Annotated in this window: 25 protein-coding genes, 2 tRNA genes and 1 pseudogene; 9 read left to right on the top strand and 19 right to left on the bottom strand. The window is 69.2% G+C overall.

What is annotated here, in order from left to right:
• Positions 1-466: 466 nt before the first annotated feature.
• Positions 467-865, top strand: coding sequence for a hypothetical protein (locus OIE67_RS55295; RefSeq protein WP_326635412.1), 399 nt, complete (start codon positions 467-469; stop codon positions 863-865).
• 113 nt (positions 866-978) lie between these two features.
• Positions 979-1,107, top strand: coding sequence for a hypothetical protein (locus tag OIE67_RS55290; protein ID WP_281262700.1), 129 nt, complete (start codon positions 979-981; stop codon positions 1,105-1,107).
• A gap of 73 nt (positions 1,108-1,180) precedes the next feature.
• Here OIE67_RS55290 and OIE67_RS55285 read toward each other — a convergent pair whose 3' ends face one another.
• The 9 genes from OIE67_RS55285 to OIE67_RS55245 form a co-directional block, all read right to left on the bottom strand.
• Positions 1,181-1,861: a response regulator gene (locus tag OIE67_RS55285; RefSeq protein WP_326635408.1), complete on the bottom strand. Its 681-nt coding sequence runs from the start codon at positions 1,859-1,861 to the stop codon at positions 1,181-1,183.
• Positions 1,858-4,353, bottom strand: coding sequence for an ATP-binding protein (locus tag OIE67_RS55280; RefSeq protein WP_326635406.1), 2,496 nt, complete (start codon positions 4,351-4,353; stop codon positions 1,858-1,860). The genes OIE67_RS55285 and OIE67_RS55280 overlap by 4 nt, the downstream gene beginning before the upstream one ends.
• A gap of 18 nt (positions 4,354-4,371) precedes the next feature.
• A complete protein-coding gene (locus OIE67_RS55275) occupies positions 4,372-4,839 on the bottom strand; it encodes a group II truncated hemoglobin (RefSeq protein WP_326635404.1) in 468 nt (155 codons plus the stop codon).
• A gap of 118 nt (positions 4,840-4,957) precedes the next feature.
• Positions 4,958-5,034, bottom strand: a tRNA-Met gene (locus OIE67_RS55270).
• A gap of 110 nt (positions 5,035-5,144) precedes the next feature.
• A tRNA-Met gene (locus tag OIE67_RS55265) sits at positions 5,145-5,221 on the bottom strand.
• 80 nt (positions 5,222-5,301) lie between these two features.
• Positions 5,302-8,271, bottom strand: coding sequence for a UPF0182 family membrane protein (locus tag OIE67_RS55260; protein ID WP_326635402.1), 2,970 nt, complete (start codon positions 8,269-8,271; stop codon positions 5,302-5,304).
• A 129-nt stretch (positions 8,272-8,400) separates the two neighbouring features.
• Entirely contained in the window at positions 8,401-9,447 is a 1,047-nt protein-coding gene (locus OIE67_RS55255; RefSeq protein WP_326635401.1) for a YlbL family protein, read from the bottom strand.
• A 10-nt stretch (positions 9,448-9,457) separates the two neighbouring features.
• On the bottom strand, positions 9,458-9,883 hold the full coding sequence (locus OIE67_RS55250; RefSeq protein ID WP_106240976.1) for a molybdenum cofactor biosynthesis protein MoaE: 426 nt from the start codon (positions 9,881-9,883) through the stop codon (positions 9,458-9,460).
• Between the two features lie 72 nt (positions 9,884-9,955).
• Positions 9,956-11,029 carry an NAD-dependent epimerase/dehydratase family protein gene (locus OIE67_RS55245; RefSeq protein WP_181307550.1) on the bottom strand — a complete coding sequence of 358 codons (1,074 nt, stop codon included), beginning with the start codon at positions 11,027-11,029 and terminating at the stop codon, positions 9,956-9,958.
• A gap of 79 nt (positions 11,030-11,108) precedes the next feature.
• On the opposite strand from OIE67_RS55245, the gene OIE67_RS55240 reads away from it, so the two are divergent.
• The 3 genes from OIE67_RS55240 (at position 11,109) to OIE67_RS55230 (ending at position 13,948) form a co-directional block, all read left to right on the top strand.
• On the top strand, positions 11,109-12,371 hold the full coding sequence (locus OIE67_RS55240; protein WP_393274618.1) for a zinc-dependent metalloprotease: 1,263 nt from the start codon (positions 11,109-11,111) through the stop codon (positions 12,369-12,371).
• On the top strand, positions 12,368-12,928 hold the full coding sequence (locus OIE67_RS55235) for an NUDIX hydrolase (RefSeq protein ID WP_326635398.1): 561 nt from the start codon (positions 12,368-12,370) through the stop codon (positions 12,926-12,928). The genes OIE67_RS55240 and OIE67_RS55235 overlap by 4 nt, the downstream gene beginning before the upstream one ends.
• A gap of 72 nt (positions 12,929-13,000) precedes the next feature.
• Positions 13,001-13,948 carry an endonuclease/exonuclease/phosphatase family protein gene (locus tag OIE67_RS55230; protein ID WP_326635396.1) on the top strand — a complete coding sequence of 316 codons (948 nt, stop codon included), beginning with the start codon at positions 13,001-13,003 and terminating at the stop codon, positions 13,946-13,948.
• Here the strand turns inward: OIE67_RS55230 and OIE67_RS55225 are convergent.
• The 4 genes from OIE67_RS55225 to OIE67_RS55210 form a co-directional block, all read right to left on the bottom strand.
• Positions 13,935-14,519 carry a glycosyltransferase family protein gene (locus tag OIE67_RS55225; RefSeq protein WP_326635394.1) on the bottom strand — a complete coding sequence of 195 codons (585 nt, stop codon included), beginning with the start codon at positions 14,517-14,519 and terminating at the stop codon, positions 13,935-13,937. The genes OIE67_RS55230 and OIE67_RS55225 overlap by 14 nt on opposite strands.
• Entirely contained in the window at positions 14,516-15,031 is a 516-nt protein-coding gene (locus OIE67_RS55220) for a M48 metallopeptidase family protein (RefSeq protein ID WP_169789153.1), read from the bottom strand. Before OIE67_RS55220 ends, OIE67_RS55225 begins: the two co-directional genes overlap by 4 nt.
• Positions 15,032-15,098: 67 nt before the next feature.
• A complete protein-coding gene (locus tag OIE67_RS55215) occupies positions 15,099-15,881 on the bottom strand; it encodes an enoyl-CoA hydratase/isomerase family protein (RefSeq protein ID WP_326635387.1) in 783 nt (260 codons plus the stop codon).
• A gap of 102 nt (positions 15,882-15,983) precedes the next feature.
• A complete protein-coding gene (locus OIE67_RS55210) occupies positions 15,984-16,622 on the bottom strand; it encodes a hypothetical protein (protein WP_326645836.1) in 639 nt (212 codons plus the stop codon).
• Here OIE67_RS55210 and OIE67_RS55205 point away from each other — a divergent pair.
• The 3 genes and pseudogenes from OIE67_RS55205 to OIE67_RS55195 form a co-directional block, all read left to right on the top strand.
• Positions 16,575-16,679: pseudogene (locus tag OIE67_RS55205) on the top strand (hypothetical protein); the annotation flags it as partial. The gene OIE67_RS55210 and the pseudogene OIE67_RS55205 sit on opposite strands and share 48 nt — an antisense overlap.
• A gap of 705 nt (positions 16,680-17,384) precedes the next feature.
• Positions 17,385-17,912, top strand: a complete 528-nt coding sequence (locus OIE67_RS55200) for a hypothetical protein (protein WP_181307552.1) — start codon at positions 17,385-17,387, stop codon at positions 17,910-17,912.
• A gap of 59 nt (positions 17,913-17,971) precedes the next feature.
• Positions 17,972-19,324, top strand: a complete 1,353-nt coding sequence (locus OIE67_RS55195) for an ABC1 kinase family protein (protein WP_326635385.1) — start codon at positions 17,972-17,974, stop codon at positions 19,322-19,324.
• A gap of 591 nt (positions 19,325-19,915) precedes the next feature.
• On the opposite strand, the gene OIE67_RS55190 is transcribed toward OIE67_RS55195, so the two are convergent.
• A complete protein-coding gene (locus OIE67_RS55190) occupies positions 19,916-20,095 on the bottom strand; it encodes an SDR family oxidoreductase (protein WP_407674824.1) in 180 nt (59 codons plus the stop codon).
• 355 nt (positions 20,096-20,450) lie between these two features.
• Entirely contained in the window at positions 20,451-21,080 is a 630-nt protein-coding gene (locus OIE67_RS55185; protein ID WP_326635383.1) for a TetR/AcrR family transcriptional regulator, read from the bottom strand.
• An 88-nt stretch (positions 21,081-21,168) separates the two neighbouring features.
• On the opposite strand from OIE67_RS55185, the gene OIE67_RS55180 reads away from it, so the two are divergent.
• Positions 21,169-21,771: a hypothetical protein gene (locus OIE67_RS55180; RefSeq protein WP_326635381.1), complete on the top strand. Its 603-nt coding sequence runs from the start codon at positions 21,169-21,171 to the stop codon at positions 21,769-21,771.
• A 154-nt stretch (positions 21,772-21,925) separates the two neighbouring features.
• Here OIE67_RS55180 and OIE67_RS55175 read toward each other — a convergent pair whose 3' ends face one another.
• The 4 genes from OIE67_RS55175 to OIE67_RS55160 form a co-directional block, all read right to left on the bottom strand.
• On the bottom strand, positions 21,926-23,878 hold the full coding sequence (locus OIE67_RS55175) for a hypothetical protein (RefSeq protein WP_326635379.1): 1,953 nt from the start codon (positions 23,876-23,878) through the stop codon (positions 21,926-21,928).
• Positions 23,879-24,261: 383 nt separating this feature from the next.
• Complete coding sequence (locus OIE67_RS55170) at positions 24,262-24,531, bottom strand: WhiB family transcriptional regulator (RefSeq protein ID WP_106240958.1); 270 nt, start codon at positions 24,529-24,531, stop codon at positions 24,262-24,264.
• 128 nt (positions 24,532-24,659) lie between these two features.
• Complete coding sequence (locus tag OIE67_RS55165) at positions 24,660-24,926, bottom strand: hypothetical protein (RefSeq protein WP_326635376.1); 267 nt, start codon at positions 24,924-24,926, stop codon at positions 24,660-24,662.
• 115 nt (positions 24,927-25,041) lie between these two features.
• Positions 25,042-25,911, bottom strand: a complete 870-nt coding sequence (locus tag OIE67_RS55160) for an acyl-CoA thioesterase (RefSeq protein ID WP_326635374.1) — start codon at positions 25,909-25,911, stop codon at positions 25,042-25,044.
• Positions 25,912-26,108 lie beyond the last annotated feature (197 nt).

The raw sequence follows: 26,108 nt of genomic DNA, 5'->3' as shown, positions 1-26,108 counted from the left end.
GAAACCACTTCCGTGATCCCCGCTCGGAGGCGTTCACTCCGTTCGTTCTTCCGTTGTGTCTTAATTCTTTCAGCCGTTCAAGTCCCTGTCAAATTGACCGGACTCGCTCGACCTGCGGGAATTAAGCTCTGCCCCCTTTCGGAGACAACCCCTCTAACTTACCAGCTCATCCGAAGTGGTCTGTAACCATCGAAGGACGACCCTGAAGATCGTGGGATTTGCCGGGCATCTTCCGAGGCTCTAGGAACCTCTTGGCCGCCCTGCGCGAAGCAACTCTAGCAGCCTGGCGCGCCCACTTTGGCCGACTCAGGTAATCAGAGGGTTCTCCCCTCACCACCTGACCCTCAAACCTCAGCCGTCCGCCACCTGGACGACCTCCCCGCTCGCAAGTCGATGGCAAGTCAACCGCAATCGTTCTCACGTACGAAGTACGTACGAGCAGACTGCGCTCTCGGAGGTGGCGGCCATGACCCGGTCGGAGTTCGACGACATTCGCGCGTTCCTCGCCGACGAGGCGACCCACGCGGGTGACCTGCTGCGCATCGCCAGGACTCTGATCGACGACCTCGAACACGCACGCATGCGCGAGGCCGTTCTGCGCTCCCATTACCTGCGCCTGCTCACGGCCGCCCGCGCGACGGTGGCGGCGGACACCATCGGCGAGGCGGAGCCGCTGGCGTTCCTGAAGCACGAGCTGGCCGAGCGCGGTCAGCTGCCGGAGGACGGGGAGGCCGTGCAGCGCATCCTCTCCGACGCGCGTGCGGCGGCCGCGTTGCTCGCCTGCCTGGAGGAGCCGGCCCCGCGACGTCCGCGCGGCATGCGCCTGCGCCGCTGCGTCGGCACCGGCCGCACCCTTCGCCGGTAGACGACTCCGGGCATACCTCCCCTTGGCGCATCGCCTGTAAGACTTCGCATATGTGGCAGCGGGGGCTGAACTGGTTGGCAATCATCTTGGTCGGGCTATTTGGCCTGATGTGGGTGGGCATCGTGATTTACGCGGACCAGGGCTCTTCCCTCTGGATGCGCGTCGTGCAGGTCGTCTTCGGTCTTCTGCTCCTGGGCTGGGCCGTGCAGAAGGCGTTCAGGCTGGCCGGCGGCAGAGTCTGAAACCGGCCACCCGGCGAGACAGCCCGAATCGGGCCTGCGTCACTCCAGCGGCAGGGCCTCAGTCCAGTCCGCGTCACTCCGGTGGCGCCGGCTGGAAGCGGTAACCCATTCCCGGCTCCGTCAGCAGCTGCACGGGATGCGCCGGGTCCCGTTCGAGCTTGCGCCGCAGCTGGGCCATGTACTGGCGCAGGTAGTGCGTCTCCTTGAGGTACGCGCTGCCCCACACCTCGGTGAGCAGCTGCCGCTGGCTGATCAGCTTGCCGGGATTGCGTACCAGCAGCTCCAGGAAATGCCACTCCGTGGGCGTCAGGTGCACCCCGCCCGAGACCGTCTTGTCGGCGAGGTCGACGATATGGTCGCCCACCCGTACCGTCGCATTCTCCTCGTCCTGCGGACCCGTGCGGCGCGTCACCGCGCGCACCCGCGCGAGCAGTTCGTCGATGCTGAACGGCTTCGTCACGTAGTCGTCGGCGCCGGCGTCGAGCGCGTCCACCTTGTCGGTGCTGTCCGCGCGCCCGGACAGGACGATGATCGGCACGGTGGTCCAGCCGCGCAGGCCCTGGATGACCTCCACGCCGTCGAGGTCGGGCAGGCCGAGGTCGAGGATGACGAGATCGGGGTGCCACTCGGCGGACTGGCGCAGGGCCGTGCCGCCGTCGGGCGCCACCGCGACCTCGTACTGCCTGGCGGCCAGGTTGACGCGCAGGGCGCGCAGGATCTGCGGCTCGTCGTCCACCACGAGCACGCGCGTCATGAGGCCCGCCGCAGCGAAATGGTCATGGTCAGTCCTCCTCCTGGCGTGTCCTGCGGCGTTAGCGTGCCGCCCATCGCCTCCGTGAGACCGCGTGAGAGCGCCAGTCCAAGTCCGACTCCCGCGTGGTTGTCGCGGTCGCCGAGCCGCTGGAAGGGCAGGAACACCCTTTCATGCGCTTCCGCGGGAATGCCGGGGCCCCGGTCGATGACGCGGATCTGCACGTCGCCGTCGTCAGAGCCGGCGGTGAGACGTACGGGTTCGCCGCCGGGGCTGTGGCGCACGGCGTTCGTGATCAGGTTGACGAGGACGCGTTCCAGCAGGGCCGGGTCGGCCGAGATCTCGGGCAGGCCGGGCGGTATGTCGACTTCGAGGCGATCGCGCAGGGGGCCGAGGTCGTCCTCGGCGTGCGGCAGGACGTCCTCGATCGCCACCGGTTCGAGCCGCACGCCGAGGGCTCCGGCCTGGAGACGGCTCATGTCGAGCAGGTTGGACACGAGGCGGTTCAGCTTGATCAGCGACTCGTCGGCGGTGGCGAGCAGTTCGCCGCGGTCCGCCGCGGTCCAGGTGACGTCCGTGCTGCGCAGGCTCTCGACCGCCGCCCGCGCAGAGGCGAGCGGCGTGCGCAGATCGTGGCCGACGGCGGCGAGCAGCGCGGTCCGCATGCGGTCGACCTCGGCCAGCGGCCCGGCCCGGTCGGCGACCTCGCGCAACCGCTGCTGCCGCAGCGCCACCGCCGCCTGCGCCCCGAACGCCTCCAGCACCTTGCGCTCGTTCGCCTCCAGCGGACGCCCGCGTGCGGCCAGCACGAGCCGGTCGTCGACCGCGACGTCGGTGTCGGCCGATCCCGGGCTGGTGGCGGGCATCCCTCCCGACGTGGCCACGACCCGCCACTCGCCCGGGTCGTCGCTCCGTTCGAGCAGGGTCACCGCGCTCAGTCCGAACGTCTCCCGCGTCCTGGCCAGCAGCGACGGCAGCGCCGACTCGCCCCGCAGCACGTGGCCCGCCAGCGTGGACAGCACCTCGGCGTCGGCCCGCGAGCGCGCCGCCTCCCTGCTGCGCCTGGCCGCCAGGTCCACGACTGTGCTGACCATGACGGCCACCAGGACGAAGATGACCAGCGCGAGCACGTTCTCCGGCCTGGCGACGATCAGGGTGCGCACCGGCGGCGTGAAGAACCAGTTGAGCAGCCCGAACGCGAACACCGCCGCCGTCAGCGCGGGCCACATGCCGCCCGCCATGGCGGCGGCCACGACGAGCAGCAGGAAGAGCAGCAGCTCGCTGGGCAGCGACAGGCCCAGCGGCACGAGTACGGCCGCCAGCAGCGGCATCCCGGGCAGCGCCAATGCCCAGCCCGACAGCCTCCGCGTCCGCGTCAGCGCGGCTCCCGGCCGGGTCAGACGGCGGCCCATGCCGGTGGCCTCGTGTGGCACGATGTGGACGTCGATCGTGCCCGACAGCGCCGAGGTCGTCGCACCGACCCCGCGCGCGAACGGCCACCTCCGCCGCGACGCGCCGAGCACGAGCTGGGTGGCGCGTACGCCACGGGCGAACTCCAGCAGCGCCCGCGGCACGTCGTCGCCGACCACCTGGTGGTAGGTGCCGCCCAGGGTCTCGACCAGGGCGCGCTGGCGTACCAGGGTGGCGGGGTCGCCGCCCGGCGGCCCGTCGGCGTTGGTGACGTGCACGGCCAGCAGGTCGACGTTCTTGCCTCTGGCGGCGATGCGGGCCGCCCGCCGTACGAGCGTGTCGCCCTCCGGCCCGCCGGTGAGCGCGACCACCACCCGCTCACGCGCCTCGCCCGAACGCGCACCCGGGAGGCCGATCCGCCCGCCGTCCGCACCGCCGGCCGGATCGAGGCCGCGCCGATCGTCGTCCGTCAGCCAGCGCCGGGCGAGCTCCCGCAGAGCGGTCAGGTTGCCGGGGTGGAAGTACTCGGCCGGCGCCGGATCCACCTGGTCGCCGTGGGCCGGCCGCCGGAGCTGCGCCTCGGGCAGCAGGTCGATCAGCTCGATCCGCTCGGCCCTCCGCACCACCTCATCCGGTACGGTCTCCCCCTGCCGCACCCCCGTGATCCGCTCGACCGCGTCGTTCAGCGATGCGAGGTGCTGGACGCCGACGGTGGAGACGACGTCGATCCCGGCGTCGAGGATCGCGGTCACGTCCTGCCAGCGCTTGGCGTGGCGCGAGCCGGGGACGTTGGTGTGGGCCAGCTCGTCGATCAGGACGAGCGCGGGGGCGCGCTCGATGACCGCATCAGGGTTCAGCTCGGTGAACGTCGTCCCCTGGTACGGCACGGTCCGCCGGGGCAGGACCTCCAGGCCGTCGAGGATGCGGGCGGTCGCGGCGCGGCCGTGGGTCTCGACGATGCCCACGACGACGTCCTCACCCCGGTCGCGGGCGCGGCGCGCCTCGCTGAGCATGGCGTACGTCGTGCCCGCTCCGGGCGCCACGCCCAGGTGAACGCGCAGCCGCCCTCGGGGCCTGCCTTCCATTCCTCCAGGTTAATAGGGCTATGGCTGGTACGGCGGCGCCACTCCCCAGCCCCAGTGCGGCACCGGCGCCTCGGTGGGCGGCGTCGCGCCGGGCTGGGAGTTGGATCTGGCCAGCCGGGTGCCCCACTCGATGTAGCCCGCGAACGCAGCCCTGAACTCGGGGTCGTCGGGCAGAGCGACCTCGTCGGCCGCGTCCATCAGCAGGCTCACCCATCTGCGCCGCTGCGGCTCGGTGATGGCCTTGCCGATGTGGTGGCGGAGCATGTGGGGATAGCCGCCGCGTTCGCGGGTGTAGCGGTCGGGCCCGCCGAAGACCTCGCTGAGCCACATCGCGACGAACTTCGGATGGTCGGCATCCATGTGTGCGAACAACGGCCCGATCAGGTCGTCTTTCAGGACGCTGCGGTAGAACACCTCGGTCAGCCGCTCCAGCGCTTCGGCGCCGCCGGCCCATTCGTAAAGGGTGGGAACTGTCTCATCAGCCATGTAATGATGTAATCACCACTATGGGCCACGGAACAAGCCTTTGTCGGGACAGTCGTTTCGGAACGGGCATACGAAAAATCCCCGGCCGCCGGATGATCCGGCGACCGGGGATTCTCTTTGGTAGCGGGGACAGGATTTGAACCTGCGACCTCTGGGTTATGAGCCCAGCGAGCTACCGAACTGCTCCACCCCGCGTCGGTGTGTCACTAGTTACTATACAGGCTTTCTGAGAGTGGATGGACCGTGGTCCCCCGCTCACACACGAAAGCCCGGGTTTCCGATGTCGAAATCCCGGGCCTTCGGCCTGGTAGCGGGGGCAGGATTTGAACCTGCGACCTCTGGGTTATGAGCCCAGCGAGCTACCGAACTGCTCCACCCCGCGTCGTCTTCGTGCTTTACAAGCCTATCGGCGACGCGGGGTGGGCGCAAACCAGATCGGGTTTTCTCCCGATTTCCGGCCGGCTAACCGGTCGGAGAGGCCGATGGCGACGCCGGTGGTGTCGCCGGCGGCGACCCCGTTGGTGACCCCGTCGGTGACGCAGTGGCCGAGGCGGTGGGTGACGCGCTCGCCGACGGTGAGGCCGACGGCGCGGGCTCCTGCTGCCTGTTCGCGTTCGCCCCTTCCAGCTGCGTCAGCGCCTCCTCCAGCCGCTTCTGGGCGTCGCCGTAGGCGTCCCAGTCGGGCGGGCTGGCCTGGAGGGCCTTCTGGGCGTCCGCGTAGGCCTTCTTGGCGTTGGAGATGGCCGAGTTGAGCGCCGTGCTGGCCTGTTCCGGCCGGCCCTGTTGCTGTTCGTCGCTCGGCTGCGCCTGTTCTTGCTGCTCGCCGCCGAATACCTCCTGCAGCGCCTCCTCCAGGGTGCGCGCCACACCGATCTTGCTGCCGAACGACACCAGCACCCGTTGCAGGATCGGGTACGGCTCCTGCCCGCCGCCTGCGGCCACCTGGATGTACACCGGTTCGATGTAGACCAGGCCGCCCGCGTACGGGAGTGTCAGGAGGTTGCCGTAGCGGACCGAAGAGGCGCCCACGCCGAGCAGGTTGAGCTCACCCGCGAAGCGGCTCTGGAAGGAGTTTTGCGCCTGTCCTGGGCCGGGGATGGGTGTGCTCGACGGCATGCGCAGGATGCGCATGCGGCCGTAGTCGGCGCCACCCGACGAGTCGACCGCCATGAAGGCCGCCAGGTTGGGGCCCTGCCGCGGCACGAACGTCGTGGTCAGCGAGAACGCGGGCGTGCCACCCGGCATCGTGGTGGTCAGGTAGTAGGGCGGCTGCTTGATGTTCTTGTCGCCCTGCGTCGGGTCGCCCGGGACGTTCCAGAAGTCCTGGCCGCTGTAGAAGGCGGCCGGGTTGGTGATGTGGTAGCGCGACAGGGTGTAGCGCTGCACCTTGAACAGGTCTTCCGGGTAACGGACGTGCTGGCGCAGGTCGGGGCTCATCTCCGAGGCCGGCCTGATGGTGCCGGGGAAGGCGTTGCTCCAGGTCTTGAGCACCGGGTCGTTGTTGTCCCAGGCGTAGAGCTTGACCGTGCCGTCGTAGGCGTCGACGGTCGCCTTCACCGAGTTGCGGATGTAGTTGATCTTGTCGCTCGGCTGCTGGGCGATCACGCGACGGTCCGTGGAGGTGTCGCGGGTCATGTCGCCGAGGCTTTCGCTCTGCGCGTACGGATAGTCGTTGGAGGTCGTGTAACCGTCGACGATCCACTGGATGCGCCCGTCGACGATCGCCGGGTACGTGTTGCCGTCGAGGGTGAGGTAGGGCGCGACCTTCTGCACCCTGTCGCGCGGGTTGCGCACGTACAGGATCTTGGAGTTGTCGTTGATGTCGCCGGAGAGGACGATGTTCGCCTCGCTGTACTTGGCGGCGTAGACGAGCCTGTTGACGAACGAGCCGACGGGCACGCCGCCGGTGCCGGTGTAGGTCGTGTTCTTCTGACCCGTGCCGCCCGTCTCCGGATAGTCGAGCTCCTGCGGGTTGTTCGGATTGCCGCCCGCGATCACGTATTCGGACGAGGCCGGGTTCTCGCCGTAGTAGACCCGCGGTTCCTTGAGGTTGGTGCTGGTGACCAGCGGGCCGGTGACCGGCATGTCCTTGGCGTCGTAGGCGGGCAGACCGCTGGAGTCGACCTGGTTGCCGGGCGCGGCGACGAAGCCGTAGCCGTGGGTGTAGACCAGGGCCCGGTTGATCCAGTTGTTCTGGCCCTCGGGCGGGCTGGTCAGCTCGCGTACGCCGACGATGTGGTCGATCAGCTTGCCTGAGCTGTCGGGGTAACGGTCGACGTCGAGCGGGTCGGCGAAGCTGTAGAAGCCCCTGATCCGCTGCGTCTGCTCGTAGGTCGAGGAGACCAGCGCCGGGTCGAGCAGGCGCACGCCGGAGACGGAGGTGTCGCCCTTGGACTGGACCTTGGTCGGGTCGGCCTGGGCGTTGTAGTTCTCCACCTCGGTCTTGTCGACGTTGTACGCCTCCCGCGTCGCGTCGATGTTGCGCTGGATGTAGGCCGCTTCCTTGCCCTGCTGGTTGGGCTTGACCTGGAACTGCTCGACCAGCGCCGGGTAGACGCCGCCGATCAGGATGGCCGAGAGCACGAGCAGGCCGAAGGAGACGCCCGGCAGCATGCCGCCGGGGCGCACGACGCCGGCGAAGAACAGCGCGGCGCAGATCAGCGCGATGATCGCGAGGATGGTCTTGGCCGGCAGCACGGCGTTGACGTCGGTGTAGGAGGCGCCGTGGACGAAGCCCCGGTCGGAGAAGACCAGGCCGAAGCGGTCCATCCAGTAGGCGACGGCCTTGAGCAGCACGAAGATGCCCAGCAGCACCGACAGGTGGACGCGGGCGGCCCTGGAGGCGTGTACGCCGGGCGACTGCAGCCGGAACCCGCCGTAGAGGTAGTGGGTGATCGCCGCCAGCACGATGGAGATGATCACGGCGGTGAACAGGAAGTTCAGCACCATCCGGATGAACGGGTAGTCGAACATGAAGAACGCGATGTCGTACCCGAACAGCTGGTCCTGCTTGCCGAACGACGCGCCGTTGCTGAACTGCAGCCAGGTCTTCCACTGCCCCGCGAACGAGGAGCCGGAGAAGAGCGCGAGCAACCCCATGCCGACGATGAAGATCAGCTTTCGGTGGGGATCGAGCGCCATGCGGTAGCGGTCGGCTCCGCTGCCCCCGCCGAACATGGCCGGCCCGAACATGGGCCGGGTCCGGAAGGCCAGCAGCATGTTGCCGCCCGCGATGCCGACCATCAGCACCGCTCCGGCGAGGAACAGCACGATCTGGGTCAGCAGCACTCCGCTGAAGACCGAGGTGAAGCCGGTCGAGTCAAACCACAAAAAGTCGGTATAGATGCCCGAAAAAAGGAAAAAGAGCGCGACGATCACTACCAGAGCGATCGCCACAGGCAGAAGCAGTCGCGGTCGGCGGGGCAAGCGCATCGCCCTGCCGGCTCCTGGGGTCCGGAAGCTCAAGGCCAACCCCTCGTCGTAATGAAGAAACGGTCCGTGTCTGGCAACTTACACCGCAGTGCCAGCCCTACGGCTAACGCACGGCGATGGCCAGAAGTTTCATCCGGCCTCACATGCGGGCACTTCACCCTTGCCGGTGCGCAGCGCGTCGAGCGCCTGCACCGCGCCGTGCAGCGTGTCCGCTCTGACCAGCCGCAGCCCGTCGGGTACGGCCTTCACGGCCTCGGCGCAGTTGTCGGCGGGGGTCAGGAAGATCGTGGCGCCGGAATCCTGGGCCCCGACCATCTTCTGCGCGATCCCGCCGATCGGCCCGACGGTGCCGCCCGGCTCGATCGTGCCGGTGCCGGCGATCTGCTTGCCGCCGGTGAGCTCGCCGGGCGTGAGCTTGTCGAGTATGCCGAGCGAGAACATCAGCCCGGCGCTGGGCCCGCCGACGTCGCCCACGTTGATGTCGACCTCGAACGGGAACTTGTACTTCGCCTGCATCGTCACCCCCACCAGCGGCTGCCCCTTCGGGCCCGCCACGGTCGGCACGGTGACGTCGAGCTTCTCCTTGCCGCGGGTGATGGTGAAGGCGACGTTGTCGCCCGTCTTGTGCGCCTTGACCGCGTCGCTGACGGCGGTGACGTCCTTGGCCGCCTTGCCGTCCACGGCGATGATCTCGTCGTCCTTCTTGAGCTTGCCGTCGGCGGGCTTGCCCTTCTCGGTGTAGGCCACGCTCACGGCCATCGCATAAGGGATCTTCAGCTCGTTGAGCGCGGCGGCGGTCGCGGAGTCCTGAGAATTGGTCATCTCGACCGCGTTCTCCTCCTCGACCTGCTTCGGATCGCGGTCGGGAGCGAAGATGGTCTCCTGCGGGACCACCGCCACGGTGGGGTCGAGCCAGCCCCGCAGGGCCGTGAGCAGGTCGATCTGGGCGGCGGGACCGCCCTGGTAGGCCACCGTCACCAGGTGCAGCGCGCCCTTGGTGGGGTAGGTCTGCCGGCCCTTGATCGAGATGACCGGCTTCTTGTCGACCTCGCCGATGGTGTTCTCCGTCGGCCCTGGGCTCAGCACGACGTACGGGACCGGACGGAAGGCGCCCACCACCCCGAACGCGAGCACGAGGAATCCCGCGAGCAGCAGGGTCAGGGCGCGTCGTGACATGTCGATGAGCTTATTCTCCGGCGCCGACCCACTCGGTCTCACCGTCGGAGAACACCTGGTGTTTCCAGATGGGGACGTGTGCCTTGAGGTCGTCGATCAGCCGCCGCGCGGCCTTGAACGCCTCGTCCCTGTGCGGCGCGGCCACCGCGACGATCACCGCCGCGTCGCCCAGCCGCAGATCGCCCACCCGGTGCACGGCGGCCAGCGCCGTCACCGGGAAGTCGGCGGCCACCTTCTCCGCCACCTGGCGCAGCTCGGCCTCCGCGGTCGGGTGCGCCGAGTAGGACAGCCCGGTCACCGCCTTGCCGTGGTCCTGCTCGCGCACGGTGCCCACGAAGAACGTGGTGCCGCCCGCGGCGTGGTCGCCGACGGCGGCCAGGACCTCGTCGACGGAGAGCGGGGTGTCACGAATGCCGAGCAACCGGATGACGTCCACGGAAAAAGCCTAACCTTTACCGGCCGCGTTTCTCACGCGGCGCGAACGACGATCACCGGCGGCTACTGGCGGCTACTGGCGGCGCTTCCTGCGGACCTGGCGGACGATGGCGGCGGTGCCGATCACGGCCACCGTGGCGCCGGCGGCGGTGAGCGTGGCCTCCTTGACCGGCAGGCGCCGGCCGACCACGGTCGTCCTGTTCTCGCGCAGCTCCATGAGCTGCTGCAACGCGGCCTCGTTGGTCCACGCCGGTTTCCAGCCCGCCTCGCGCAGCACCGCGCAGTCGACGACCCACGGATAGACGACGTAGTGCAGGTCGGTGGCGGGGGCCGGGGTGACGCCGAGGCGGTGCAGGCGCTGCGCCGTGCCGAAGGTCAGGCCGGCGGGCAGCTCCAGGCTGCGGATGCCGGACAGCTCCTCGACCTGCTCCTGCTCCAGCCAGCCGTCGGAGCCGACCGCCAGCACGCCGCTGACCACCCCCCGCGCCGCCAGTTCCAGCGCGGAGACGAGGTCGTCGATGTGGCAGAACTGCCAGTGCGGGCTGCAGCCCTTGACGGTCAGCAGCCTGGGCGACTCGAAGTGGCGGGTGAGCACCGTGTCGACGCCGGGGCCGACGACCGCGGCCGGGCGCAGGACGGTCACCTCCACGCCCGGATGGCTGCGCAGCGACCGGCGGACGAGGGATTCGATCTCCAGGAAGTCGCCCACGACGCCGGTGTCCGGCTCGGCCGCCACCGGGGCGTCCTCGGGCAGCGGCACCTCGTTGTCGGGCGCGGCTCCGTACACCATCGCGCTGGTGACCAGCACCACACGGCGTACGCGCGCGGCGGCGCAGGCCGTCAGCACCGTCTGGGCGGCGCGCAGGTTGTAGGCCCGCCGCTCGCCCGGGTCGGAGTCGACGGCGTAGTCGCCGGCCAGATGGATCAGCACGTCGATGTCGGAGATCCGGTTCGCCAAGAGCGGATCTCGTACGTCGATCACTCTCCACGTGGCTTCCTGGACGTCACCGCGCTCTTCGTCGATGGCCACCACTCTGCGGAAATCCGCGGAGGAGACGAGCTTCACGAGCACTTCGCGGCCTAGTCCGGAGGCCGCGCCCGTTACGGCGACGACGGGTTGACGCGAGCGTTTCGAGGTAGGCACCAGGTCCTCACTTTGCACTGATCCGCCGTAGGACGGCTAACGTGGCGGATGTGGACTCCTCCATCCTGCACGAGGTAGAGCGGTGACTGACCTGCCAGGTCGCGAAAACGACCCCAACGAGAACCCGTTCGCCATGTTCGGCAACCCTGAGCAGATGGCTCAGGCGATGCGCCAGTTCGCCGACATGTTGTCGGCGCCCCAGGGTTCAGGCCCTGTCAACTGGGACATGGCCAAGAACATCGCCCGGCACGCCGTGGTCGCCGAGGGCGACCCGAGCGTCATGGAAGGCGAGCGCCGTCAAATCGTCGAGGCGCTCAGCCTGGCCGACCTGTGGCTCAACGAGGCGACCGCGCTGCCGAGCGGCGTGGCCAACCCGCAGGCCTGGAGCCGGTCTGAGTGGATCGAGAACACGATCCCGATTTGGCGAAAGCTTTGCGAACCGATCGCCGAGCGCATGGTCGAGACCATGGGCGGCGCGCTCGGCGGATCAGGGCTGCCCCCTGAGGCCCAGCAGATGGCCGGGCCGCTCATGGGCATGCTCAAGCAGATGGGCGGCATGATGGTCGGCCAGCAGATCGGGCAGGCGCTCGGCTCGCTGGCCCGCGAGGTCATCGGCACCACCGACATCGGCCTGCCCCTGTCCGACACGGCCGCGCTGCTGCCCGGCGGCATCGCCTCCTTCAGCGAGGGCCTGGAGGTCCCCGCCGACGAGATCCGGCTCTATCTGGCGCTGCGCGAGGCCGCGCACCACCGGCTGTTCCAGCACGTCCCGTGGCTGAGGTCACATCTGCTCGGGGCGGTCGAGGAATACGCCAGGGGCATCACGGTCGACACCTCGGCGCTCGAAGAGCAGATCCGCGGGCTCGACATCAACAACCCCGAGGCCATCCAGGAGGCGCTGAGCGGGGGCAACCTGCTCAAGCCCGAGGAGACCGAGCGGCAGAAGGCCGCCCTGGCGCGGCTGGAGACGATGCTCGCGCTGGTCGAGGGCTGGGTGGCGACGGTGGTCGACCAGGCCGCCGAGGGCAAGCTGCCCTCCGCCGTGGCGCTGGCCGAGACCGTACGCCGCCGTCGCGCCACCGGCGGGCCCGCCGAGCTGACGTTCGGCACGCTGGTGGGGCTGGAGCTGCGGCCCAGGCGGCTGCGCGAGGCCGCGGCGCTGTGGCGCTCGCTGGAGAGCGAGCGCGGCGTCGACGGGCGCGACGCGCTGTGGGGTCACCCCGACCTCATGCCGACGGCCGACGACCTCGACGACCCCGACGCCTTCGTCCGCGGGAACACCGACTGGGACATCTCGCAGCTTGAGGCAAAGCCCGACGACGACGGCGAGGGCGGCCAGGGTTGAGCCTGCACGACGACGCGGTGGCGGTGCTGTCCACCTGGACGGCGCCCACCCCCGGCGAGGAGGCGCTGCGTGAGCGGTTCCTCGACCACCTGCGCGAGCACGACGACGCCATGCTGCGCGAGTGCGTCCCCGGGCATCTGACGGCGACGACCGCGGTGCTGTCGCACGACGGCGCGAAGGTGCTGCTCACCCTCCATCCGAAGGCCAAGATGTGGCTGCCCATGGGCGGCCACTGTGAGATCTCCGACACGTCCCTCGCGGCGGTGGCGCTGCGGGAGGCGTGGGAGGAGTCGGGGATCTCCGGGCTCCGGCTGTTGCCGGGGCCGCTCGCGCTCGACCGGCACGAAGTGTGGTGCCATCCGCCGCGCAGCTGGCACCTCGACGTCGAATACGCGGCGGTGGCGCCGGCCGGGGCGGAGGCCGTGATGAGCGACGAGTCGCTCGACCTGCGCTGGTTCCCCGTGGACGAGATCCCCGAGCTGTCCGACGAGGCGACCCGCCGATTGGCCGCACGTGGACAGGCCGCCCTTAGCTCGGGCTCACGCGCGCTTGGCTAGAGTCCATTTGCGTCGTTCCAAAAAGGGGGTTGCGTGGAGACATCGCCTGTCGGCGGCACCATCGTGACACCGGTGCGAAAGCGCAGGAAATTCCCCGGAACGGCGTTGACGTGGGTGGCGGTGACGCCGTTCGCCGCCTGGGCGCTGGCCAGGGTGGCGGGGCTGGAACGCGGCTCGCTGCCCACCCAGCTCATGACGGCGACGCCGTACGCGGCGGCGGGCTCTCTCGTGCCGCTCCTGATCGCCGCGGTCGGACGCAAGCGCGCCGCGACCGTCGTCGCGCTGCTCGCGACGACCGCACTCGGCTTCAGCGTGCTGCCCAGGGCGCTCGGCACCGCCGACGCCGCGTCGGGGCGGCCGCTGCGCGTGATGACGATCAACATGCTCTTCGGCCGGGCCGACGTCACGACGATCATGCAGCTGGTACGCGAGTTCGCCCCCGACGTGCTCAGCGCCCAGGAGCTGACCCCAGGGGCGGTCTCCGACCTGGACGCGGCCGGGCTGAAGGAGATCATGCCGCACCGCGTGCTCCAGGCCGAGTGGAGCGCCGGCGGCAGCGGCCTCTACTCCCGCTACCCGATGCGGGCGCTGTGGGACCTGATGCCGCCCGTCGGCCACCAGATGCCCGCGGCGCTGATCTCGGTGCCGGGCGGCGAGCCGATCGAGTTCGTGGACGCGCATCCGTTCCCGCCGCTGGGGCCGCAGGTCACCGGCTGGAACGAGGCAATGGCGGCCTTCCCCTCCACCTCCCCCGACCGGATCCGGATCATCGCGGGTGACTTCAACGCCTCGCTCGACCATGCCGCGTTGCGCGGGGTGCTGGCGCGGGGCTACAAGGACGCGGCCGACCAGGTGGGGGCCGGGCTGATTCCGACGTGGCCGGCGAACAAGCGGGTGCCGCCGTTCATCACGATCGATCATGTGCTGGTGGATCAGCGGGTGGGGGTGCAGGAGGTCAGCGTGCGTGACGTGCCGGGCACCGATCACCGGGCCGTGCTGGCCCGGCTCAGCCTGCCCTGACGAGTGCTCTGGTGTTGTCCCAGCCTTCGAGGCCGGGGTCGAGGCGGGCGACGTCCTCCGGGGTGCGCAGGCGGTGCCAGCCCGGGGTGGTGGCGACCCTGCGCGGGCCGGGGGCCTGGGCGCGCAGCTCCTTGACGGTGTCGTACGCGTCGAGGTCGGGGTCCGCCCAGGCGGGCGGGGGCAGCGCGCAGGCCAGGGCCACGGCGCCGCCGTTCTCCGCCGGGCAGACGGCGATCTCGGCCCGGCCGAGCTCCCTGAACAGCTTGCCGACCAGCAGGGGCGGCAGGTCGGGCGCGTCGGCGCTGATCACGGCCGCCTGCTCCGCGTCCAGGCGGGCGAGGGTGGTCCTGAGCGGTTCGCCCTCGGCGATCGTGATCACCTCGGTGCCCGGCCAGACGAGGTCGTCCAGGCCGGGAACGCTGGTGAGCAGGACCGGGGTGACGAGGTCGAGGCCGGCCACCATCTCGTAGGTGTCCTCCGCCACCGCCTCCAGGAACTCCCTGGGATCGACGCCCGGCGGGGCCGCCTGTGCCATGTGCGGATGGACCAGGACCGCGGCGATGCGCGTCAACACTCCTCCGGTGCCGTGTGGGCCGCCGCGGAGAATCCCTCGAGGAACCCGCGGGCCCGCTCCGCCTTCGGATACTGTTCTACCAGCGCCCAGAACTTGGCCCCGTGGCTGGGCACCAGCAGGTGCACGAGCTCGTGGATGATCACATAGTTGATGACCCACTCGGGCAGGCCCTTGAGCCTGGTGGAGATCCGGATCGTCCCGGTCTCGGGGGTGCACGAGCCCCAGCGGTGCTGCTGGTTGTCGACCCAGCGCACGCTGACGGGGTCGGGCTCGCCGTCCAGATATTTGGCCGACAGCTCCTTGGCCCGCTCGAGCAGCGCCTCGTCGGTGGGCCTTCTTCGGCGTTCCTTGGCGGCCAGCCGATCCAGCATCCGGCTCACCCACTCATCCGCGTCTTCGCCGCTCAACCAGGCGGGCAGGAGCACGATCGTCTTGTCACCGTCGCGGTAGGCGGAGACCGTACGCCGGCGACGAGAACTGCGACGAACCTCGACTGTCTCGGGGGGCACATATGCACGGTAGCCGAGACTGGCGAAATTCCACAGAGGGTGGACGTTGTTTCTGCTGGTCAGATGATTAAGAGCCGGTGAATTTGGGCATGCGCCTTTCCCGATGTGCCGTAAGCCCCTCGATCATGTCGGCGGAGGCCATGGTCACGGGCTGGGCCAAGGATTCCCACCTCAGAGCGGCTTCCAGGTCTTGATGGTCTTGGTTCAGGGCTACTTTGGTGAGCCTTGTGGCAATGGGTGCGTTCTGCGCGATCTTCGTGGCGATGCCGCCTACTTCCGACATTAGGTCATTTTTCGGGAAAGATTGATTTACCAGCCCTTTAGCCGCTGCTTCCGTTCCGGACAGGCTGCGGCCTGTCAGCAGCATCTCCCGGGCGAGCCCCGCGCCGGCCCTGCGCGGCAGCAGGTACGTGGCCGCCATGCCCGGATGCAGCCCCAGCGAGGTGAACGGGGCCAGCAGCTTGGCGTCGTCGGCCGCGTACACGAGGTCGCAGGCCAGCGCCACGCACAGCCCCGCACCCACGGCCGGGCCGTTGACGGCGGCGACCGTGGGGATCTCCAGCTCGGTGATCATCAGCCAGGTGCGGTAGAAGGCGAGCATCCGCTCACGCAACCGGGGCACGGTCTCCGAGCCGCGCTCCCCGATCCACGACAGGTCCCCGCCCGCGGAGAACGCCGTCCCGGCGCCGGTGACGACGAGACAGCGCGCGTCTCTGTCGGTCGCCAGCTCGGACATCGTTTCGCGCCATCGGGCGGTCATGGCGTCGGTCATCGCGTTACGCATGTCGGGGCGATTGAAGGTGATGAGTACGACTCCGTCGTCTTGACGATCAACCAAGAGCTCGTCCATGCCGGGAAGCGTAACTGAGACGCTTGGCGGTGATCACGTATGGGCGGGACGCTTGGATGGTGATCGCAGCCGTTCACAACGCTTGCCTTCGATGATCGTCCACTAACGCTTGCCTTCGGTGATCGCCTGCCACTGGCAGGAGAGGCGGCGGCCTCTATGGGACGATCCATTTCCAGAGACGGTTGCTTCGTCCACAGGCGCTTTCTTCAAATGCGCGGTTATCCACAGCCGTCGCCGAACCCGCTCGGGATCTTGCTCCGGCATGGAAACCTTCCCGCCATGAGGCCACGTGTGAAGCCCATCCTCCGGCGCGTCCTCCGCGACGAGCAGACCCTTCAATATGGCGTCCACCCGCTGCGGGCAGTCAATCTGAGCGGCCTGACCAGACCCGTCCGGCAGTGGATCGAGGGTCTCGACGGCACCCGCGACCTCGGCGCCGTCCTCCGCGACGCGGCCCGCGCCGGGCTCGACGAGACACGTGCCCGCGCGCTGCTCGACCAGCTCGCCGCCCAGGGCGTCCTCCACGACGCCGCCACCGGCCCCGGCTCCCTGCGCGATCTCCCGCTGGCCGAGCGTGACCGCCTCAAACCCGACCTCGACGCCCTCGACCTCACCTCGACCGCGCCCGACGGGATGATCGCCCACTTCGAACGTCGCAGACGATCGCGCGTACGGGTCTACGGCGCCGGCCGCATCGGCGCCCAGGTCGTCGCCCTGCTGGCGGCGGCCGGAGTAGGCCACATCCGAGTCCTCGACCCCGGCACGACCCAGCCCGCCGACCTCACCCCCGGCGGGCTGACGTGGGCGGAGGTGGGCCTGCCCAGGGAAGTGGGGGCGGTGGCGGCAGCCGACAGGATCACCTCAGGCGGCCTCACCCCAGGGGTCACCCCTCACGACCTCGACGGACAAGAGCGTCCCACCGACCGCCAAGCCATCAACCGCACGGAGTCCGTGCCCGCCACCTTCACCACTCCCACCGCCCCCATCGCCCGTCGCCGCAACTCCACACCCGCCCCCGGCACCGGTCCCGGCCCGCGGGCGGCCGCGCCGGGCACACGCGGGACGACCACCACCCGTGGAATTCCCACCACGCGCGGGATCACCACCAGCGCACGCGGGACAACCACCGACCCACGCCAAACGGCCCAGGACCCACGCGGGCTTTCGTCCGGCACCCGAGGAACAGCCCAGAACCCGAGTGGGACGACGTTCAACACCCCCGGAACGGCGCAGAACGTAAGCGGCGCTACGTCCAACACTCGCGGAACAGCTCTGGACGCACGCGGAACCGGGCCCGATTCTCGCGGCACGGCGTCCGGACGAGAGAGCAGGACCGTCTCGGGCGGAACTGGTGCCGGGCGAACGGACACCGACTCGCCCGGTCCCGGGACCGGGACTGGGACTGGGACTGGGACTGGGACCGGGACCGGGCGCGTCGGTGGATCCGGGCGGGTGGGCGGATCCGGGCGAGAAGGCCGGTCTGGCGGCGTTGAGGTCCAAGGGATGAGCCCTCATCAGCCCACCTCGAACGTCGTAGCCGGTGGGCCGTTTCTCGGGGACAAGTGGGATCGGCCTGATCTCGTCGTGCTGGCCCAGGTCGGGCCCCTGGACATGGTGCTGGTCAACGAGCTGAACACGCTGGGCATCCCCCATCTCCTCGCGGCCGGCTTCGAGGGGTACGGGTGTGTCGGCCCGCTGGTCCTGCCGGGAGAGACCGCGTGCCTGCACTGCCTCGATCTCACCCGGCGCGACCATGATCCGTACTGGCCGATCGTCACCGCCCGGCTGGGCGGCTACCCGCCCGGCGAGATCGCCTGCGACGTGGCGCTCGCCACCGCCGTGGCGGGTGCGGCGACCGGTCATGCGCTCGCCTACCTGGACGGTAACGAGTCATCTGTGACCAATGGCACAGTAGACGTAACGCCTGATTGGCAGTGGAAAAGGAGATCGTGGAAGGTACATCCGCAATGTCGTTGTATGCGAAGTAACCCATATTCGCTAAGAATGGTCATGGCACCCAACCGCGACTGACGTGCTCAGACGACCACGAAGGGGGGAAGCGGCATCTCGACGAGGTTCCGCGCATCGGTGTGAACGATCTTCCGCGCCGCGCTGTCACGCGATCGGCCAAACTGGCCACCCTTCCACTCGGCTTCGCGGGCCGCGCCGCCCTGGGGCTGGGCAAGCGCATCGGCGGCAAGTCCGCGGAGATCGTGGCGCAGGAGGTTCAGCAGCGTACGGCCGAGCAGGTCTTCAAGGTGCTCGGCGAGCTCAAGGGCGGCGCGATGAAGCTGGGCCAGGCGCTGTCGATCTTCGAGGCGGCCCTGCCACAGGAGGTCGTCGGGCCCTACCGCGCCACGCTCACCAAGCTGCAGGACGCCGCCCCGCCGCTGCCGGTGTCCACGGTCCACAAAGTGCTGACCGAGCAACTGGGTGACGGCTGGCGCGACCACTTCCTGTCGTTCGACGACCAGCCGACCGCGGCCGCCTCCATCGGCCAGGTGCACAAGGCCGTGTGGCACGACGGCAGGGAGGTGGCCGTCAAGATCCAGTACCCGGGGGCGGGCAAGGCCCTGCTCGGCGACTTCGCGCAGCTCGCCCGCCTGGGCAGGCTGTTCGGCGTGCTGCTGCCGGGTCTCGACATGAAGGCCGTGCTCGGGGAGCTGCGCGAGCGGATCGCGGAGGAGCTCGACTATTTGAGGGAGGCCGAGGCCCAGCACGCGTTCGCCCTGGAGTTCAACGGCGACCCCGACTTCCACGTGCCCGACGTGGTGGCCGCCAACGAGATGGTGCTGGTCACGGAGTGGATGGACGGCACGCCGCTGTCACGCATCATCGCCGAAGGCACCCAGGAGGAACGCGACCGGGCCGGCCTGCTCTTCGTACGGTTCCTGTTCTGCTCCCCCGCGCGGGTCGGGATGCTGCACGCCGACCCGCACCCCGGCAACTTCCGCATGCTGGCCGACGGCAAGCTCGGCGTGCTCGACTTCGGCGCGGTCAACCGCCTGCCCGAGGGCTATCCGCCCGCGTTCGGGAAGCTCACCCGCATCTTCAACCAGGGCGACATGGCCACCGTCACGGAGGGGCTGCGGCAGGAGGGCTTCATCCGGCAGGACATCGAGGTCGACACCGACGCGCTGCGCGCTTTCCTCGCGCCGTACGTGGAACCGACCGCAGTGGAGGAGTTCACGTTCAGCCGGGAGTGGCTGCAGGCGCAGGCGGCCAGCGTCACGGATCTCCGGCCGACCAACGTGATCCGCCAGCTCAACCTGCCGACGTCGTACGTGCTCATCCACCGGGTGCACGCGGCCGGCATCGGCGTGCTCTGCCAGCTCGGCACCACGGCCCGCTTCCGCGACGAGGTGATCCGCTGGGTCCCGGGCTTCGCCGACGACCCCGGCCCGGACCCGAACTCCGACGACGAACCGCTGGCGATCGGCTGATCCCCCGCTCCTTCCGACTCGACTCATCGCCCCACCTCACCGCCGCCCCCTCTCCTCGTCTCTCCTCCTCTCGCGTTCTTCGCCTAGCTGCCACCCCCTTTCACCGCCGCCCTTACGCTTCGCCCCACCGGCCGACTCCCCTCCTCGTCTCACCTCCACCCCGCGACCTTCGCCCCGTCACCGCCCTCTCTGAGGGCCGCCCTTTCGCTTCGCCCCACCGGCCGACTCCCCTACCTTCGCCTCCCCTCGGCGTTTCACCTCCACCCGCGGCCTTCGCCCCGGTCCTCGCCCTCCCTCGTCGCCGGGGTCTTCGCCCCACCGGCCGGCCTCTCTCTTCGTCTCATCTCCTCACGCGGCCTTCGCCTCGTCACCGCGCTTCCTTTTCGCTGCCCTCGCTCTTCGCCTCCCGGCCACCCTCTCTTTCGTCTCATCTCCGCCCACGGTTTCCCTTTCACCGCCGCCTCCGCCCAGATCCATCTCCCCCTCACCGGCACTCACGCAGGCCGTCACCGCGACCGCGTAACCAGCTGGCGGAGGCGTCGGGGTCTTGAGCGGTGTGCGTTGTCCGGCTCGGGTTCGGCGCTGGCCTCGTCAGATCATGCCGCCGGCGGCGTTGATGGTCTGGCCGGTGATCCAGCGGGCGGCGTCGGAGGCCAGGAAGGCGACGATGTCGGCGATGTCGGCCGGCTCGCCCAGGCGGCCTCGCCGGATGATCCGCGTCCACCTCACTCCCGAAGGCGAGGCGGTCACCGGGAAATTCAAGGAAGCCATCGACACCACCCTGGCCACCCGCTTCAGCTCCTGGCCCAGCAGCCAACGCGACCGCCTCGCGCAGCTTCTCCGATCCACCACGACAGCACTGCGTTCCTGATCGCGGCTACCGCAACCGCCCCCACACCCCACCAAGCCGCAGAGTCGGTCGTACGGGAGCGCCACCACGCTGCGGGACTTCCCCCTGAAGTCGGAATAGGGCCCACTGGTGTGCGCCGGCCTCTCTCCGGACGCCGTCCACCATCGGATTGGTCATGGCGTAGTCGGTCAGGGCAGGGGCGGACGCGACGTAGGCGCCTGCTCCGAAGGACACCTTCGACGGCTGCCCTCAGGACCCGCTCGTACCGGTGCTTGTTCAGGTGAGGCCCGACAGGAGGGCTCGGACGCCGTCGGCGAGGATGCGTTCGCCCTCCTGCTCCGAGTTCAGGAACCAGCCGGGCAGCGGGGTGCGCAGGGAGCAGGTGAGCTCGATGCTGACGAGGCCGTGGATCGTGGTCCACACCAGGTAGGCCGCGCGCTGCGGGTCCGTCGATCGGATGAGGCCCTCCTGCGCGGCGGCGGACGTGGCCAGGGCGAGCGGGTCGAAGCACAGGCGCAGAGCGTCGTGGCGCTGCTCGGGTGAAGGGTCGAAGTCAGGCAGCGGGCGCTCGAACATGAGCGCGTACAGGGCCGGGTCGGCGCGGGCGAACCGGCGGTAGCCGTACGCCACCGCCATGATGCGGGCCAGAGGGTCCGTGTGGGCGTCCATGGATCTGGACATCGCCTCGTGGAGGAGGCGGAAGCCGTACTCGTAGATCGCTTCCAGGAGGCCGGCGCGGCCGCCGAAGCAGGTGTAGATGCCCATGGTGGAGGTGTCGGCGGCGTCCGCCACCCGGCGGAGGGTCAGGTGGAGCGCGCCCTGTTCACGGAGTACGCGCATGGCCGCGTCGAGCAGGTCCTGGCGCAGCGCGCCGAGTTCTTTCGAGGTGCTTACGGCTCTCGGCACCCTCTCACCATATCGGCCTATAACGCTCATCATAACAAGTGTTATCGGGGACCCACCAAGACCGAGAGGTCGAGAGAGGAATCGCGACATGAGCGTTCATCGGGTCGCCGCGGCGGCCGGGTTCGTCTGCGCCGTGCTGCTGGTCGTCAACTCCGCCCGTCGCGCCGGGCTGCTGCCGGAAACGGCTCTCACGCATGCCATCGCACCGTTCGCGGCCCTTGCGGGGTTACTTGCGATCACCGGCATCTACCTGCTCATCCGCGGTACGACCGGCGTCCTCGGGCTCCTCGGGTACGTGCTCAACTCGGCGGGGCTGGCCGGGGCGTTCGCGATCGAGTACACACTGCACTTCGTCTTCCCGTACCTCGGGGGCGGCACCGTGAGCGGACTGCTCGCCGGCGGGACCGGGCGGGCGTTCCTGATCACGTCGATCGTCCTGCTGGTGGGGGTGCTGACGTTCAGCGCGGCTGCGGTCAGGAGTGGGATGATGCCGGTGGTTTCGGTGCTGCTGTACGCCGGGGGCATGGTGCCCGGGGCGCTGCGGAGTGTGGTGCCGCTGCCGGTCTATCTCGGGGGGCTGGTGATCGCCGGGATCGGGGTCGCGTGGATGGCTACGCGACTCTGGTCAGCCGAAGGAGTGGACGGGGACGTCGTGGTGTCCTCACGACGTCCGGTTCGTCCGACTGGCTGAGCTTTCTGTGGGCGAACCTCATCCGACGGACCGGGCTTTCCCGATGGCGGGCCTCATGCCGGCGAGCGGTCGGGGTGTGGGCGGGCTCGCGCGGCACCACGGCTGGGCAACGCCGTGGTGAGGGTCGCGGTGGGCAGGGTGTGGTTCGGTGAGGTCAGGAGGAGCCGATGCGTAGCCAGGGGTCGCCGAGAAGGGCGTTGCATACGGCGGTGGCGTGGTCTTCGCCGAGCAGGCGGGTGCAGGCGGCTTCCAGGCATCTGGCGAAGTAGCGGACTTCTGCGGCGGCGAGCTCCGCGGCTTGGGCCAGTGCTTGTCTGGGGAGCCAGCCCAGTTCGGGGCCGGGGTCCCTTTCGGTCGGGCCTGTCAGGAGGAGGGCGTCACCGTCTGCGGCGACGTGGACCCAGGGGTGTCCGACCCACACCATGCACGGGGAGGTGTCGGTGTGGAGGGCGGCGTTGCCCCAGTTCAGGACGTCGCTCAGGTCACTGCAGCAGCCGGGGGACACGATCGTCCCGTCTTCCGCCAGTAGCAGGTATCCGCCCGGCAAGGGGCTGATGCGATCAATGGCGTTGGGATCTTGGGCGAGGTGTCGTCGCACATCGGACATGTCGTCGGTGGCGCGCTCCGGCGGTGAGGAAAGTGTGGCTTCGCTTGGGTCGCCGACGTTCCCGGTGCTGTCGGTGGGGGCGGAGGGCCGTAGTGGAAGGTCGGTGCCGGTGCCGGTGCCGGTGCCGGTGCGGATCTCAGTGCCGGAATCGGTGCCGGTGACAGCGCCAGTGCTGATGTCAGTGCCGGAATCGGTGCTGGTGGCGGTGCCTACGTCGGTCCTGATCCCGGTGTCGGTGTCGTTGCAGGTGTCGATACCGGTGGCGGTGCGGATTTCAGTGTCCGTGGAGATGTCAGTGCCAGAGTCGGTGGCGGCCCTGATTCCGGTGCCTAGGTCGGTCCTAACGCTGGTGTCAGCGTCGACGCCGGTGCTGGTCCGAATTCCGGTGCCAGGGTCGGGGTCGGGGGCGGCGAAGTCTCGTCGTAGGGAGGCCTGGAGCAGGGTCAGCAGTGGGCCTTCGGCGAAGAAGTTCGACAGCCGGATCAAGGATGCGGGGCGGTGACCCGGGATGGGTGCCGGCAGGCCGGCTGCGATCACCCTGGCAGTCCAGTAGGCGTTGCGGAGTTCTTCGTCGAAGGCCGAGATGTCAGCCGAGGAGGGTGGGGGCGCGGGTGGGGTGTGCTCGTCTGAATCCGACGGGATCGCGGGTGCCGGTGGCACGTGCTCGCCGATGTCTGACAGGGCCGTGGATTCGGGTGAGACGTGCTCGCCCGAATTCGACGGGACCGTGGGCGAGGGTGCCACGTGCTCGCCGATATCTGACGGGGCCGTGGATTCGGGTGGGGCGTGATCGCCGGCATCTGACGGGGCTGTGGGCTCGGAGGAGGTGTACTCGCCCGGAGCTGTGGGTGAGATGGCTGGTGGGGGGAGGTGGTCGAGGAGGCCGGAGAGGGTGTCGACTACGGGGATCAGGCGTAGGCCGTTGAGGAGCGGTGGAACAGCGGGCGGGTGGTCGTGGGGTGTGGGGGCGGTGGTGTGGAGGGCGTGTTCGTACTGGCGACGGGAGAAGACGAACGGGCCGAGGCGGTCGGTCAGGTCCCAGTCGCGGTGGTTGTTGCGGAAGCCCGACCAGCGCACGACGGCGCCGTCGATCTCGATCCTGGCCAGTAGTGCCCAGCAGTCCGCGATGCCGCACGTGCAGCCGAGCAGCATGGTCTCGTCGTCGTCCTGGTTGCAGGCCGTCTCCGCCGGCTCGCCCAGGTAGTGGCGGCTCGGCCAGCCGAATCTGGCGCGGGAGAAGCTCTGGTAGTCGCCGGCGAGGAGGGGGGCCGGTTCGGGGGCGAAGTCCGGCTGGCGTTCGAGTTGCTCCTGGCGGGCGAAGGGGAGTTCGGCCTCACGTACGAGTTCGAGCAGGGGCACGTCGTCGATGACGATCTCCATGAGGTCGCCGGTGCTCTTTCCTCCCTGGCGGAACTCGATCCGTCGCATCGTGTCCATGTTCGTTCGCTTTCCTCCCATGGCGTCGGAGCCACTCCCCCGAAGGGGGTCATCCCTCCCCATTGGGAGCGCATCCTGCCGGGGATCGTTACCCGGCTTGGGATCGTTCTTCCGATGAACAGGGAAAGAGCCGGGCGCTGGGTGCGCCCGGCTCTCTCATGAGCGATCTGTGCGGGAGATCCTACGCCGGCGGCAGGATCTCCTCGATCAGATCTGGCGGCTCAGGGCCCTGCGGAGGCGGTCGTTCGCTCGCAGGACCTCGCGCCGCGCCCGCTGCACACGGCTGACGCGCAAGATGAGGCGCTGTTCAGCCGCTTCGCGGTGGAGGGTTTGTATTCGGTCGTTTACCAGGTCATGAATAAGATCCGGCACGGTGAGACTCCTCGTCGGTCGAACGTTCATCGGTTCAGTTCGCTTTCTGTGTGTCGTGCGTTGGTGCGTGGTGGTCAGGCAGCGACCGGGTGCTTGCGGGGACGCCCGCGCGGACGCTTGCGGGGAACGATGGTTCCCCTGAGGACCAGTTCGCCGCCCCAGACGCCCCAAGGCTCCTCGCGCTCGAGCGCGCGGGCCAGGCAGGCCTCCTGGATCGGGCAGCCGCCGCAGAGTGCCTTGGCGAACTCGACGTCCTCCGGCGACTCGGCGAACCACAGGTCAGGGTCGGTACGACAGGGGATTTTGGCTTCGTCGATCAGGTCCATGATCGTCTTCGCCCCCATCTGCTTTCTCCTTTGATCGATCTTTTTGATCTTGTTCGGGCACCTCGTGGGTGGTCGGTGATCACGGACAAACAAGAAGGCCGCGGATCCTGTCTGCGGATCCGCGGCCTGGAGGCGTTTGCTGCCGGTCAGGTTATGACCGGAGCTTGTCTCCAGGGATGCGGACCGCGCAGTCCACCCTTGGTGAGCTGGTTGGCCGGCAGTTCGATACGTGCGCTGTAGACAGGAGCACCTTGCTCGGCGGCGACACCCGTGTAGGCGTGCGCGTAAAAGGCGGCGGCCTGGCTACGGGCAGACTTCTCCTGCCGCGGCTTGGCGGGGCCATCGGCGAGTCTCACCGAGTCACGGCATGCGAAGGCGAACCACGGCGTGGCCGACATCTTGATGCTGATCACAGTGACTCACCTCCACTCTCGGGATCGTCGGAACAGGACCGTCCGACTTGCTTGACCATGACCCTAAACCGGGAAGCCGGGAAGGGGCAACATATTTTCTACCTGCGATTTCGTGTCACTTCGCGAGGCGAATCATGGCCTCTTGAACCACTGAGACCACGAGGTCACCCGACGCGGTGAACATCTCACCCCGCGCGAGCCCCCGAGCCCCCGCGGACCACGGCGACTCCTGAGCATAGAGCAGCCAGTCGTCGGCCCTGAAGGGGCGGTGGAACCACATCGCGTGGTCGAGCGAGGCGCCCACGATGCCGGAGGCGCCCCACGCCATGCCGTGGGCCAGCAGGATGGTGTCGACCAGGGTGAAGTCGGAGGCGTACGCGGCCAGCACCACGTGCAGGAGCGGGTCGTCGGGCAGCTCGGCGTGGTAGCGGAACCACACGTTGGTACGGGAGCTGCGCAGCTCGGGGTTCTGGTGCGCCTCCCACGTGAGCGGCGAGGCGTGCCGGGAGTCGACGGGCCTGGGCCGCGAGACCCAGTCGCGCAGGTCGGGGTTGTCGCCGACGAGCTCGTACATCTTGTCCTGGAACGTCGGCAGCGTCTCGGGGTCGGGCACCTGCGGCATCACCGACGCCTGGTGGGCCACGCCCTCCTCGGCGACGTGGAACGACGCGGACATCGTGAAGATCGCCTTGCCGTGCTGGACGGCCACGATCCGGCGGGTGGTGAACGAGCGGCCGTCGCGCAGGCGGTCGACGTTGTAGACGATCGGGATCGCCGGGTCGCCCGGCCGGATGAAGTAGGCGTGCAGGGAGTGCACGTGGCGGTCCGCGGGAACCGTACGGCCGGCCGCCACCAGGGCCTGCGCCGCCACCTGGCCGCCGAAGACGCGCTGGATGCGCTCTTCCGGGCTCCTGCCACGGAAGATGTCGAGCTCGATCTGCTCCAGGTCGAGCAGGTCGAGCAGCTCCTTCAGCGCCTCGTTCACGTGTCGGTCCCCTCGTGCTCTACGGTCCTGGCAACTGCTCTGCTCGGGACGTCTCCAAGTCTGACGCGTCGGACGTGGCCAGGTCTCCGAATGCCGGACGTCGCCAGATCGGACGCGCCGGACGAAGCCAGTCTGACGTGTCCTACGACCGACAAGTCTGACGTGTCGTACTAAAGCGCTCGAACGCGGCCCGTCCC

Source organism: Nonomuraea fuscirosea (assembly GCF_035917475.1).
GTDB classification, from domain to species: Bacteria; Actinomycetota; Actinomycetes; order Streptosporangiales; family Streptosporangiaceae; genus Nonomuraea; species Nonomuraea fuscirosea.
This window is presented reverse-complemented; position numbering and strand designations above follow the sequence as displayed.